The 13,005-nt window shown below is 67.9% G+C and carries 10 protein-coding genes; 6 read left to right on the forward strand and 4 right to left on the reverse strand.

Annotated elements, in window-relative coordinates; genetic code table 11:
- Window positions 1-53: 53 nt before the first annotated feature.
- Window positions 54-1,490 carry a Fe-S cluster assembly protein SufB gene (sufB, locus tag B4E96_RS02365; protein ID WP_102160206.1) on the reverse strand — a complete coding sequence of 479 codons (1,437 nt, stop codon included), beginning with the start codon at window positions 1,488-1,490 and terminating at the stop codon, window positions 54-56.
- Entirely contained in the window at window positions 1,487-2,227 is a 741-nt protein-coding gene (locus tag B4E96_RS02370; RefSeq protein WP_102160720.1) for a helix-turn-helix transcriptional regulator, read from the reverse strand. Before B4E96_RS02370 ends, sufB begins: the two co-directional genes overlap by 4 nt.
- Before the next feature lie 132 nt (window positions 2,228-2,359).
- Between B4E96_RS02370 and B4E96_RS02375 the strand changes: the two genes are divergently transcribed.
- From B4E96_RS02375 to B4E96_RS02385, 3 genes are read left to right on the forward strand one after another with little or no spacing between them, the layout of a single operon-like run.
- Window positions 2,360-3,301, forward strand: a complete 942-nt coding sequence (locus B4E96_RS02375; RefSeq protein WP_257994987.1) for an ABC transporter ATP-binding protein — start codon at window positions 2,360-2,362, stop codon at window positions 3,299-3,301.
- Window positions 3,298-4,098: an ABC transporter permease gene (locus B4E96_RS02380; protein WP_243743527.1), complete on the forward strand. Its 801-nt coding sequence runs from the start codon at window positions 3,298-3,300 to the stop codon at window positions 4,096-4,098. Before B4E96_RS02375 ends, B4E96_RS02380 begins: the two co-directional genes overlap by 4 nt.
- A gap of 12 nt (window positions 4,099-4,110) precedes the next feature.
- Entirely contained in the window at window positions 4,111-5,121 is a 1,011-nt protein-coding gene (locus B4E96_RS02385; RefSeq protein WP_259856066.1) for a COX15/CtaA family protein, read from the forward strand.
- Here B4E96_RS02385 and B4E96_RS02390 read toward each other — a convergent pair.
- Window positions 5,093-6,709, reverse strand: coding sequence for a CYTH and CHAD domain-containing protein (locus tag B4E96_RS02390; RefSeq protein WP_286956268.1), 1,617 nt, complete (start codon window positions 6,707-6,709; stop codon window positions 5,093-5,095). The two genes, B4E96_RS02385 and B4E96_RS02390, sit on opposite strands and share 29 nt — an antisense overlap.
- A 130-nt stretch (window positions 6,710-6,839) precedes the next feature.
- A complete protein-coding gene (locus B4E96_RS02395; protein WP_259798859.1) occupies window positions 6,840-7,772 on the reverse strand; it encodes a heme o synthase in 933 nt (310 codons plus the stop codon).
- Between the two features lie 342 nt (window positions 7,773-8,114).
- Here B4E96_RS02395 and tkt point away from each other — a divergent pair, with 342 nt between their 5' ends.
- From tkt to B4E96_RS02410, 3 genes are read left to right on the forward strand one after another with little or no spacing between them, the layout of a single operon-like run.
- Window positions 8,115-10,193, forward strand: a complete 2,079-nt coding sequence (tkt, locus tag B4E96_RS02400) for a transketolase (protein WP_286956269.1) — start codon at window positions 8,115-8,117, stop codon at window positions 10,191-10,193.
- Window positions 10,193-11,302, forward strand: coding sequence for a transaldolase (gene tal / locus B4E96_RS02405; protein WP_286956270.1), 1,110 nt, complete (start codon window positions 10,193-10,195; stop codon window positions 11,300-11,302). Before tkt ends, tal begins: the two co-directional genes overlap by 1 nt.
- Window positions 11,299-12,918, forward strand: coding sequence for a glucose-6-phosphate isomerase (locus tag B4E96_RS02410; protein WP_286956272.1), 1,620 nt, complete (start codon window positions 11,299-11,301; stop codon window positions 12,916-12,918). The genes tal and B4E96_RS02410 overlap by 4 nt, the downstream gene beginning before the upstream one ends.
- The last annotated feature ends 87 nt before the right edge of the window (window positions 12,919-13,005 follow it).

Below are 13,005 nucleotides of genomic sequence, written 5' to 3' on the forward strand. Positions count from 1 at the left end.
GAGTGTTCTCTCCTGTGTGAGACGTGGGTGCCTGGATGGGTGCGGTGGCTCGATCAGCCGACCGCGCCCTCCATCTGCAGCTCGATGAGGCGGTTGAGCTCGAGGGCGTACTCCATCGGCAGCTCACGGGCGATCGGCTCGACGAAGCCGCGCACGATCATCGCCATCGCCTCGGTCTCGTCGAGGCCGCGGCTCATGAGGTAGAACAGCTGATCCTCGCTGACCTTGGAGACGGTGGCCTCGTGGCCGAGGGAGACATCGTCTTCGCGGATGTCGATGTAGGGGTAGGTGTCCGAGCGTGAGATGTTGTCGACGAGCAGGGCGTCGCACAGCACGGTGTTCGACGAGCCCTTGGCCTTCGGGTGGACGTGCACGAGGCCGCGGTAGCCGGCGCGGCCGCCGTTGCGGGCCACGGACTTCGACACGATCGACGAGTGGGTGTTCGGTGCGGCGTGGACCATCTTGGCACCGGTGTCCTGGTGCTGGCCGCCGCCGGCGAATGCCACCGACAGGGTCTCACCGCGGGCGTGCTGGCCGGTCAGCCAGATCGCCGGGTACTTCATGGTGACCTTCGAGCCGATGTTGCCGTCAACCCATTCCATCGTCGCGCCCTCTTCGGCGATCGCACGCTTGGTGACGAGGTTGTACACGTTGTTCGACCAGTTCTGGATGGTCGTGTAGCGCACGCGGGCGTCCTTCTTCGCGATGATCTCGACGACAGCCGAGTGCAGCGAGTCGGACTTGTAGATCGGTGCGGTGCAGCCCTCGACGTAGTGCACGTAGGAGCCTTCGTCGGCGATGATGAGCGTGCGCTCGAACTGGCCCATGTTCTCGGTGTTGATGCGGAAGTAGGCCTGCAGCGGGATCTCGACGTGGACGCCCTTGGGCACGTAGATGAACGATCCACCGGACCACACTGCGGTGTTGAGGGCCGAGAACTTGTTGTCACCGGCCGGGATGACCGAGCCGAAGTACTCTTCGAAGATCTCCGGGTGCTCGCGCAGGCCGGTGTCGGTGTCGAGGAAGATGACGCCCTGGCGCTCCAGCTCCTCGTTGATCTTGTGGTAGACGACCTCGGACTCGTACTGGGCTGCCACGCCTGCCACCAGGCGCTGCTTCTCAGCCTCGGGGATGCCGAGGCGGTCGTAGGTGTTCTTGATGTCCTCGGGGAGGTCCTCCCAGGACTGCACCTGGCCCTCGGTGGAGCGGACGAAGTACTTGATGTCGTCGAAGTTGATGTCGGTGAGGTCAGCACCCCAGTGCGGCATCGGCTTCTTGTCGAACAGGCGCAGGGCCTTGAGGCGGCGGTTGAGCATCCACTCCGGCTCCTCCTTCAGAGCCGAGATCCGGCGGACGACCTCTTCGCTCAGGCCGCGTTCGGCGGTGGCGCCGGCATCGTTCTCATCGTGCCAGCCGTAGGCGTAGTTGCCGATGTCGTGAAGCTCAGGATTGGCCTCAAGAATCGGATTGGTCTCGGTGGTGTCAGTCACCTTGAGCCTCCTTGTGTGCGATCGTTCTGGTCGATCAACGGGCGGTTGACGACAGAGGTGGGAATGTGGGTCGTGCAGACGTGGCCGCCACCGGCCAGTGTCGACAGGCGGCGGACATCGACCCCGAGGTAGTCGGAGAACATCTCGAGTTCCTGTTCGCAGAACTCGGGGTAGGCCTCGGCGACGTTCTGGATCGGGCAGTGTCCCTGGCACAGCTGCATCGCCTCCAGCGGGGTGCCGACGGCCACCGGGGTGGCCGAGGCGGCGAATCCCTCGGCGGAGAGCGCTTGGGCCAGTTCGCGGGAGCGGCTGGGAATCGTCTCGGCGTTCTGCGACAGCCTCGAGCGCAGACGCGCCCGCAGCCCTTCGACGTATTCGGCGGCGTACTCGGCGACTGCCTCACGGCCGTCCTTGCGGGCGAGGAAGTCGAGCACGTCGACGGCGAGGTCGTCGTAGCTGTGGCTGATCTCAGCGTGGCCTTCGGCGGTCACCACGTACTGGCGTGCCGGCCGGCCACGGCCGATCTTCGTCCCGGCCAGGTCGCGGACCTCGACGAGGCCCTCATCAGCCAGGGCGTCGAGGTGCCGGCGGATCGCGGCGGCGGTGAGATCCATGGACTTCGCCACCGCTGAGGCGCTGACGGGCCCCTGGTCGAGGACAGCGGCCAGCACCCGGTGCCGGGTTTTGACGTCTTCGTGTGTGCGCGACTTGCGCTGTGGAGCATGCTGGGCAGCCATGAGTTTCACCCCGCTTTCCGCCGACGATACCAGTGACTCTGCTTTAGACAACAGTATTGTGTTCTAAATTGTTCCATGTAAACAAAGGGCACCCTAAAGTGCCGGCATGCGGGCACGGCTACGATGGTACGCGTGTCTGACACCCCTGCATCGCCTGCGCCGCTCACCATCGACGGCCTGGCCTTCTCCTACCGCACCGGCCAGCGCGCCGTCGACGAGGTCTCCCTGCGTGCCGATGCCGGGACCGTCCACGCGATCCTCGGACCCAACGGCGCGGGGAAGTCGACGACCATCGCCTGTGCCGTCGGACTGCACCGGCCGAGTGCCGGCACGGTGCGCATCTTCGGCCGCGATCCCGTCGCCGAACACACCTTCACCGCAGGGCTGACCGGCGTCATGCTCCAAGACGGCGGCCTGCCGATGGCCGCCCGCCCGCTGGCGGTGCTCACGCACCTCTCACGCCTGTACGCCTCCCCTCTCGACGTCACAGAGCTTGCCGAGCGGCTGGGCATCACCTCGTTTTCCGACCGGTCGATCCGGCGCCTATCCGGAGGGCAGCGCCAGCGCGTCGGGCTGGCCGCAGCCCTCATCGGCCGGCCGCGCCTGCTGTTCCTCGACGAGCCGACCGCCGGCCTCGACCCGCAGGCCGCGCTCGTCGTCCACGAAGTCATCGACGAGCAGCGCCGAGCCGGTGCCTGCGTCGTCCTCACCACTCACGACATGGACGACGCCCAGCAGCTGGCCGATGAGATCACCATCATCGACCACGGCCGCGTCATCGCCGCCGGCACACCGCGTCAGCTCATGAACGGCGGCGGCAACCGGATGCTGCGCATCGTCACCGAGACTCCCCTGCCTGCTGAGGTGCGCTGCGGACTCGCAGCCCACGGCACCGTCGACCAGGCTCCCGGGGATACAGCGACCACGCTGCTGCGCGGGGACATCACACCTGCCGACCTCGCTGCGATCACCAGGCTGCTGGCAGACCACGATGTCGCCTGCGAGGAGTTCGCCGTCACCGGCCGCACCCTCAACGACGTCTTCCTCGACCTGACCGGAAGGAGCCTGCGGTGACCGATCCGACACCCCAGACCACCACCTCGGGCCCGGTGACGACCGCCTCGGGCCCGGCACCGGCCAGCGCGCGGGTCCGGGCGCAGGCCGTTTTCGAGATCCGCACGTTCCTGCAGAACGGTGAACAGCTGCTCGTCTCGATCATCCTGCCAGCGATCATCTTCTTCGGCCTGGCGACCACCTCGATCCTCGAGGCGCTCGGCGTCGACCTGGGCGGCCGCCGGCCTGTCGACGTCGCCACCGCCGGGGTGCTGAGCCTGGCGATCGGCTCAAGTGCGTTCACCGGGCAGGCGATCGCCACCGCCTTCGACCGCCGCTATGGGGTGCTGCGGCAGCTGGCGACCACTCCCCTGGGTGTGCGCGGGCTCATCGCCGGGAAGTTCATCGCCACCTGCTGCGTCGTCGTCATCCAGTTCGCCCTCATCGCCGTGCTCGCACTCGTGCTCGGAGCCAGCGGTGGGGTGCACATCCTCGGTGTTGTGCTCACCGCGTTCCTCGGCACGGCGATGTTCCTCGTGTGGGGACTCGTCATGGCCGGAACCATCCGCGCGGAGGCGACTCTGGCGCTGGCGAACCTGCTGTGGGTGCTCATGGCCTCACTCGGCGGGCTGCTGCTCACTCACCCCGGCACCTGGGGTGCGATCGTGTCCTGGCTGCCCTCCGGGGCCCTGGGCGATGCGATGCGCACGGCCGTGCTCACCAGCGGTATCGACGTCACCGCGCTGGCGGTCATGGCCGCCTGGACACTCGTGGGTATTGTCACAGGGGTCCGGTTCTTCTCCTTCGATGCCAAATGAGATAATCGGCACATGACCGCCACGACCTCACAGCCGGCGGCAGAGCGCACCAGCTTCGCCTCCCGGTTCATGCCCCGCCAGCCCAACCGATTCATCCGCGCCGTTGCGTGGATCATGCTGCTGGCCCAGTCCGGGATCATCATGACCGGCGGCACGGTCAGGCTCACCGGCTCCGGGCTCGGCTGCCCGACGTGGCCGCGCTGCACCGAGGACTCGCTGACGAACACCCCGGAGATGGGCATCCACGGTTACATCGAGTTCGGCAACCGGGTGCTGGCGATCTTCCTCGGCCTGTACTGCATCTTCACCCTCATCGCGGTGTGGCGGATGCGCCGAACCCGCCCGGAGATCTTCTGGTCGGTCATCGCTCTTGCCCTCATCGTCGTCTCGCAGGCGGTCGTCGGCGGCATCAGCGTGCGCATGCAGCTCAATCCGTGGATCGTCGCCAGCCACTTCGTGCCCTCGGCGATCGCCGTGGCGATCTCAGCGTTCCTGCTCAGGCGCACCGGTGATGCCGGCCGGCCGGCGACACCGCTGGGCACACCCGGTCTGCGGATGATCGGCTGGGCGATCGGCGGGCTCACCGCCCTCGTCGTCATCCTCGGCGTGCTCGTCACCGGTGCCGGCCCGCATGCCGGCGATGCGCTCAGCGCCCGCAACGGCTTCGACACCGTCATCATCTCCCGCCTCCACGCGATCCCGGTCTGGATCCTCGTGGCGGCCACGATCGCAGCCGTGCTCATGGCCCGTCGCCAGGGCCTGACCTTCCCGGCCAAGGCCTTCACGGTGCTGCTCGTCATCGAACTCGCCCAGGGCGTCATCGGCTACATCCAGTACTTCACCGGCCTGCCCGAGCTGCTCGTCGCAGCCCACCTGCTCGGCGTGTGCTTCATGGTCGCCGCCACAACAGTCGCCGTCGACTCCCTCTACCGCCGCCCAGCACTCCGCGACGCCGAGCCTGCGGCACCGGCTGCCGAGAACCGGGACGCAGCGCTCACAGCTTCGTCTCGAATGCCCTCTTGAGCACCCGGTCGGCGTCCTTGAGCGATGCCTCGGTGTGGTGCAGCTGAGTGCCGAACAGCACCCCATAGGTGAATGACGGATGCCCGTCCTCCTCGGCCCGGCTCCCCAGCTGCTGGATCCATTCGCGGGCGACGGCGGCGTCGTTGAGCTCACCGTAGTGCTCGGTGACCGCCTCCCACGCCTCGGCTGCCTCGGCGGCAGGTGTGCCGAGTGCCAGTGACAGCGCCTCGCAGACGTAGCGGACGACCTTGGCCTTCTTGCGCACTTCGTGCCGGTGGACGAGCTGCTCCGCGCCCGAGGTGGAGCGCACCTTGCGCTGCTGTCGGCGCACCTTGGCGATCGCCTCGTCGAGCATCGGCCGATAGGCCTTGCCGGTCGGTGCGGTCGCGTCCCAGCCGGGGTTGAACGGCGGGTCCTCCAGCCAGTGCTGGAGGGAGGCGAGCAGCTTGCGGTAGCGCGCTGTCGACAGGGTGCGCTTGACGTTGGAGACCGATTTGCGGTGATGGGCGGTGAGCATCTGCGTCATGTGCTCGGCCACCCCGTCGGTGATCGCCTCGGCAGGCAGGTCGTCGAGAAGGCGCGGGAGCCGTTCGAGCTGCACTTCGGCATCGCGGGCGTAGCCGAGCCGGGTGGCGAACCATTTGAGCTCCTCGCGCAGCCGGGTGACGGAGTTGGCGTCGAAGAGCGGGGCGAAGGTCTTGAGGATGCTGCGCAGCCGACGGGAGGCCACCCGGGCCTTGTGCACGGCATCCGGGGCGTCGACGGCGACGTCCTGCTCGCGGTGCTGCAGCACGCCGATGTGCTCGGCCATCGCGGCGAGCACCGTCTCGACCAGCGGTGACTTGCGGGTCAGTGTCCGCTTGGCTGCCAGCTGGGGCGCTGTGCCGAGCGCGCGGGTGAGCTTTGAGGGGGCCTCAGCCGGTTCGATGGCGGCTGCGGTGAAGACCTCGGCGATCCCGTCGAGCAGCGCCTGCCCGGTGCCGGCCTCGGCGAGCTCGACTTCGAGTTCGCGCCACTCAGACCGGGCTGCGGCCACGCCCGGGCGGGCGAAGCGCACAGCGGTGACGTGATCGTCGCTGAGCTCAGCCACCGCCGGGTCGCCGGCGCGTTCGGCCAGCAGCGTCGTGGTGCGGGCGGTGCTGAGCAGGGCGACGGGGATGAGCGGCACCTGCCCGACTTCCTCACGGACCACGGCGAGCAGTTCGGCAGGCACGCGAAGCTCATCGCCGTCGGACAGATCGACGTGCATCTCCGTGCGGGCGCTGCCGGCCGGCAGCTTGAGATGCCAACCGGCGTCCGTGCCGCCGGTGCGCCTGCGCAGGGTGAGCTTCGCGCGCGAGAGCTGGAAATCCGGGGAATCGAAGTACACGGCATCGAGCTGCATCGAATCCCCGCCGACCTCATGTGCCAGGCCTGAAAGGTCGGGAATCGGCTGCTCGGGAGCCGGGGCGAATTTCAGCTCCTCTTCGGTGGCGACGCTGACCCGTTCGGACTCTGCAGCGGCAACCACCGCCTCGGCGGCGGGGCCAGCGGCGGCGTCAGACTCGGCGACATCGGCATCGGCAGGGGAACCAGCGTGCTCGCTCACAGACTCTCCAGTGCTCGTTGCGCCGCAGCGTCGGGGTTCGGTGCGGCCGGTGCTTGAAGTATATCGGCCCCCGGACACGACTCAGGCCCGGCATCGGAGCCGGGCCTGAGATGAGAGCTGGAGTGGTGCGTCAGCCGAAGAACGGGTTGAAGAACGGGTCGACGGCGACGGCGAGGAACAGCACCGACAGGTAGGTGATCGAGCCGTGGAAGACCTTCATGGCGCGCAGCTGGGTGCCGGAGAAGCCCTTCTTCGCTCGCTTGACGAGGGCGTAGCACTGGTACATGAACCAGGCGCCTGCCAGTACAGCGGTGGCGATGTAGATCGGGCCCATCGGGGCGACCGGGATGAGCGCGAGGCTGGCGGCGACCATTGCCCAGCCGTACCAGATGATCTGCCGGCCCACGCTCGTCGGCGGGACCTTCGACGGCAGCATCGGCACGCCGGCGGCGTCGTAGTCGGCCTTGTACTTGATGGCCAGCGGCCAGTAGTGCGGCGGCGTCCAGAAGAACACGACGAGGAACAGGATGAACGGCTCCCAGCTGACCGAACCGGTGACAGCCGACCAGCCGATGAGCACCGGCATGCAGCCGGCGGCGCCGCCCCAGACGATGTTCTGGGTGGTGTGGCGCTTGAGCATGATCGTGTAGAAGACGACGTAGAGCAGGATCGCGGTGGCGGTCAGGCCGGCGGCGACCCAGTTGGTGAAGCCGCCCATCCAGAAGATCGAGCCGATGCCGAGCGCGAAGGCGAAGACGAGCGCCTCACGGGCGGAGACCTCACCGGTGACGAGCGGGCGGTTCTCGGTCCGGTGCATCTTCGCATCGATGTCGCGGTCGAGATAGCAGTTGAAGACGTTCGCCGAGGCGGCGGCAGCAGAACCGCCGATGAGGGTGGTGAGCACGAGCCACAGGCTCGGCAGGCCCTGGGCGGCGAGGAACATCACCGGGGCGGTGGTGACGAGCAGCAACTCGATGATGCGCGGCTTCGTCAGCGCGACGAAGGCCATGAACCGGCTGCGGGGCTTCGACCCACGCGTCGTCTCATCGGCGATCCGCTGCAGCGGTTTCTCCTCAGAGAGGGCGGCACGGTTCTGGTCGGCAGTCACGTCGCTCAAGTCACTTCCTCATTCGAACAGGGGCGAGGCTGTTCAGCTGCGCTTTGGGCGGCTGTCAGTCAACGGACATTATTCTACTCGTCGTCTAGTTAAATTCCACTTCCGCCTGCTGCCGCCGTGTCCGCCTGCTGCCAGACTTCGTGCGTGGTCAGCCGGTGTACGCGCGCGCCGTGTGTGAGGTATCTGTCAGCCGGTGCCGAAAGGGGGCCTGCGCGGTTCCGCACAGCTCATCTCGGCGGGTAGAGTCGGTGGTGGATTACCGTTGATGAGAAGGATTGATTCACTCACATGAGCTCCCTCCCCTGGTCCGCTGCGGACCGCACTGCAGTTCACACTGCCCGCCTGCTCGCTGCCGACGCCGTGCAGAAGGCCGGCAACGGTCATCCCGGCACGGCGATGAGCCTGGCTCCGGTCGCCTACTACCTCTATCAGCATGCGATGGTCCACGACCCGGCGGACCCGCAGTGGATCGGCCGTGACCGCTTCGTCCTCTCTGCCGGTCACTCCAGCCTCACCCAGTACGTCCAGCTCTACCTCAGCGGCTACGGCCTCGAACTCGACGATCTCAAGGCGCTGCGCCAGTGGGGCTCGCTGACCCCCGGCCACCCGGAGGTCGGCCACACCGACGGTGTGGAGATCACCACCGGCCCGCTCGGCTCGGGACTGGCCTCCGCAGTCGGCATGGCGATGGCCGCACGCCGCGAACGCGGCCTCTTCGACCCGGACACCGCTGCCGGTGAGTCGGTCTTCGACCACCGCGTCTTCGTCATCGCCGGTGACGGCGACCTGCAGGAGGGCGTGTCCTCAGAGGCATCCTCCCTGGCCGGCACCCAGAACCTCGGCAACCTCATCGTCATCTGGGACGACAACCGCATCTCGATCGAGGACGACACCTCGATCGCCTTCACCGAGGACGTCTCCGCCCGCTACGAGGCCTACGGCTGGCACGTCGAGCACGTCGACTTCCTGAACGACGGTGACTACACCGAGGACATCGACGCCCTTCACGCCGCTGTCGAGGCCGCCAAGGCCGATCCGCGCCCGTCGTTCATCCGCCTGTCGACGATCATCGCCTGGCCGAGCCCGACCGCTCAGGGCACCGGCGCCTCCCACGGCGCGGCCCTCGGCGCTGAGGAGATCGCAGCGACGAAGAAGATCCTCGGCTTCGACCCAGAGGCCGACTTCGCCGTCGACGACGATGTCCTCGCCCATGCCCGCCAGGTCCGCGACCGCGGAGCCGAAGCGCACGCCGATTGGTCGAAGCGCTTCGAGCAGTGGCGCAGCGAGCAGCCCGATCGCGCCGCTCTGCTCGACCGGCTGGTCTCCGGTGAGCTGCCGGAGAACCTGGATGAGCTGTTCCCGGTCTTCGACGCCGATGCCAAGGGTGTGGCCACCCGTGCGGCCTCCGGCAAGGTGCTCAACGCGATCGCCGAGGCGCTGCCGGAACTGTGGGGCGGTTCGGCTGACCTCGCCGGCTCGAACAACACACTCATCAAGGACGCCGCCTCCTTCCTGCCGCCGGAGCGCAGCTCGGAGATGTTCTCAGGAGAGCTCTACGGACGTAACCTGCACTTCGGCATCCGCGAGTTCGCCGCGGGCCTCATCTGCAACGGCATCGCCCTGCACGGCCCGACCCGCCCGTACAACGGCACCTTCCTCGTCTTCTCCGACTACCAGCGCCCGGCCGTCCGCCTGGCCGCACTGCAGCAGGTGCCCAACATCTTCGTGTGGACCCACGACTCGATCGGCCTAGGCGAGGACGGCCCGACCCACCAGCCGGTCGAGCACCTGTCCTCGCTGCGCGCGATCCCCGGCCTCGACGTCGTGCGTCCCGCCGATGCCAACGAGACCGCCGAGGCGTGGAAGCTGATCCTCAAACGCGCTGACGGGCCCTCCGGCCTCGTCCTCACCCGCCAGGCCGTCCCGGTGCTCGACCGCACCGCCCTGGCCCCCGCCTCGGAGACGGCCAAGGGCGGCTACATCCTCAAGGACTGCACCGGCACCCCGGATGTCATCCTGCTCGCCTCCGGCTCGGAGGTCGAGATCGCCCTGGCTGCCGCCGAGACGCTGGCCGAGCAGGGCCGCGCCGTGCGCGTCGTCTCGATGCCGTGCTTCGAATGGTTCGCCGCCCAGGACGAGACCTACCGCAACTCGGTGCTGCCGGCAGAGGTCCACGCGCGGGTCAGCGTCGAGGCCGGTACCGCCCAGAGCTGGCACCAGTTCCTCGGCACCTACGGCCGGGCTGTCTCGCTGGAGCACTTCGGCGCCTCGGCTGACTACAAGCGCCTGTACGAGGAGTTTGGCATCACCGCCGAAGCCGTCGTCGCAGCAGCAGAAGACAGCATCTCAGCAGTGGAAGGACGATGATGACTGATCGACTCGCCCAGCTCAGCCGCGCCGGGGTCTCGGTGTGGCTCGACGACCTGTCCCGCGGCCGGATCACCTCCGGGTCGCTCGGCTCGCTCATCGTCGACAGGAGCGTCGTCGGTGTGACGACGAACCCGACGATCTTCGCCGCCGCGCTGGCCGACGGCGAGGCCTACGATGCGCAGGTCCGCGAGCTTGCTGCCTCCGGTGCCAGTGTCGACGACGCCATCGATGCGCTCACCTGTCACGACGTTGCGCAAGCCGCCGACATCCTCGCACCGATCTACCGGGCCTCCGGCGGCGTCGACGGACGGGTGTCGATCGAGGTGCCTCCCCATCTCGCGCACGACACCGAGGGGACCGTCGAGTGTGCGCGCAAGCTGTGGGAGATGATCGACCGGCCGAACATCCTCATCAAGATCCCCGCCACTGAGGAGGGCATGCTCGCCATCGCCCGCACCCTCGGTGAGGGCATCAGCGTCAACGTCACCCTCATCTTCGCTCTCGACCGCTACCGGAAGGTCGTCGAGGCGTTCATCAGCGGTCTCGAACGCGCCCGCGAGGCCGGCCGCGACATCTCCCGCATCCACTCGGTCGCCTCGATCTTCGTCTCCCGCGTCGATTCGGAGATCGACAAGCGCCTCGATGCCATCGGCTCGGAGAAGGCGCTGAGCCTCAAGGGCAAGGCCGGCATCGCGAACTGCCGCCTGGCCTACGAGATCTGCACGCAGCTGTTCGACAGTGAGCGCTGGGACGTCCTCGAGGCTGCCGGTGCGCACCGCCAGCGGCCGCTGTGGGCGTCGACGGGCACCAAGGATCCTGCCTACCCTGACACGCTCTATGTCAGCGAGCTCGTCACCGAGGGTGTGGTCAACACGATGCCGGAGAAGACCCTGGAGGCCTTCGCCGACCATGGTGAGCTGCACGGCGACACGGTCGTCGATCGGCACACCGAGGCCGATGAGCTCTTCGACACGCTGGCGATCATGGGCATCGACTACGCCGAGGTGATGGACGTCCTCGAGCGAGAGGGCCTGGAGAAGTTCGACGCCAGCTGGGCAGAACTCGTCGAGACCGTCACCCAGCAGCTTGAAGGAGCACAGTCATGACACTGTCATTCGGCTATCCCTCCCCCGCCGAATTCGAGGACGAGGTCCGCGATCTCGTCACCGCCCGCGCCGCCTCGCGCATCGCCTCCGGTGATCCCACGCTGTGGGGCGACGCCGCCGAGGCGGAGGCCTCCAAGCGGCTGGGCTGGGTGGGCCTGCCGGAATCGTCAGTCGAGCTGCTCGACGAGATCGAGAAGCTGCGCGCCGAGCTCGCCGCCGAGGGCATCGACCATGTCACCCTCTGCGGCATGGGCGGCTCATCGCTGGCCCCTGAGGTCATCTGCGCCACCGCGGGTGTGTTCCTCGAAGTCGTCGATACCACCGATCCCGGCCAGATCGCCGAAGCCATCGGCACGGACCTGCAGCGCAGTGTTGTCGTCGTGGCATCGAAGTCAGGCTCGACGATCGAGACCGAGGCGCAGCGCCGTGCCTTCGCCGAGGCGTTCGAGGCCGCCGGCATTCCAGCCGCCTACCGCATGGTCGTCGTCACCGATCCCGGATCGCCGCTGGCGCAGCTGGCCGAGCAGGAAGGCTACCGCAAGGTCTTCTACGCTGATCCGCGCGTCGGCGGCCGGTTCTCCGCTCTCAGTGCCTTCGGCCTCGTGCCGGCCGGCCTGGCCGGCGCCGACATCGCCGGACTGCTCGCTGAGGCGCGCGAGATCGCCCCGCAGCTTGAACACGACTCACCGGACAACCCTGCCGTCCAGCTCGGCGCGTTCCTCGGTGTTGCCCACGCCCGGGAGACCGACAAGCTCGTCATCGCCCGCACCACCTCCTCGATCGTTGGTCTGGGCGCCTGGCTGGAGCAGCTGCTGGCCGAATCGACCGGCAAGGACGGCGAGGGCATCCTCCCGGTCGTCGTCGAAGGACCGGACGCACCCGGCTTCTCCGACGCGCGGGCTGATGCGATGCTGCTGTTCGTCGGTGAAGTCACCGGTGAGGCCACTCCCCCGTCGGGCTTCGCCTGTGCGGTCGACTATCCGCTGGGGGCGCAGTTCCTGCTGTGGGAGTACACCACCGCCATCACCGGCTACAGCATCGGCATCAATCCCTTCGACCAGCCCGATGTCGAGGCGGCGAAGGCCAGTGCACGCGCACTGCTGGAATCCGATTCGCCGATCGACAGCGAAGAGCCGCTGTTCACTGTCGGCTCCGTCGAGGTCTACAGCTCACCGCACCTGCTCGAGGGTGTCGACACGCTCGAAGAGGCGCTGCGCGCCCTGGCGGCCGCAGCTGACGAATACGGATACCTGGCAGTCCAGGCCTTCCTCGACCGGATCAGCGACCGGCGTGCCGAGCTCATCCGGCAGGCGGCCGCGCTGCGCACCGGACTGCAGACGACCTTCGGCTACGGGCCGCGCTATCTGCACTCGACGGGCCAGTACCACAAGGGCGGACGCCCCAACGGTGTGTTCCTGCAGATCACCGGCAGCCCACGGGCTGATGTGCTGATTCCGGGCGAATCGTACAGCTTCGGTCAGCTGCAGGCCGCGCAGGCCGCCGGTGATGCCGATGTGCTCACCGATCGCGGCCGGCCGGTGCTGCGTCTGCATCTGCGCGATCGTGCGCAGGGCATCGCTGACATCCTCGCTGCGTTCGGCTTCGAGGACGTGTGAGCCAAGCGCGCTGAGATGGCCGTCTGCTGACGGATGCGAAAACGGTGTGGGGCCGGCGGATATCCGCCGGCCCCACACCGTTTGTCT

The organism is Brevibacterium sp. UBA7493, assembly GCF_002479565.1.
Lineage (GTDB): Bacteria > Actinomycetota > Actinomycetes > Actinomycetales > Brevibacteriaceae > Brevibacterium > Brevibacterium luteolum.

Bases quoted from the DNA above. Each gene is read 5' to 3' on its own strand.
- B4E96_RS02410 (WP_286956272.1), top strand. From the start codon at position 11,299: ATGACACTGTCATTCGGCTATCCCTCCCCCGCCGAATTCGAGGACGAG.
- B4E96_RS02370 (WP_102160720.1), bottom strand. From the start codon at position 2,227: ATGGCTGCCCAGCATGCTCCACAGCGCAAGTCGCGCACACACGAAGAC.
- tkt (WP_286956269.1), top strand. From the start codon at position 8,115: ATGAGCTCCCTCCCCTGGTCCGCTGCGGACCGCACTGCAGTTCACACT.
- B4E96_RS02385 (WP_259856066.1), top strand. From the start codon at position 4,111: ATGACCGCCACGACCTCACAGCCGGCGGCAGAGCGCACCAGCTTCGCC.
- tal (WP_286956270.1), top strand. From the start codon at position 10,193: ATGACTGATCGACTCGCCCAGCTCAGCCGCGCCGGGGTCTCGGTGTGG.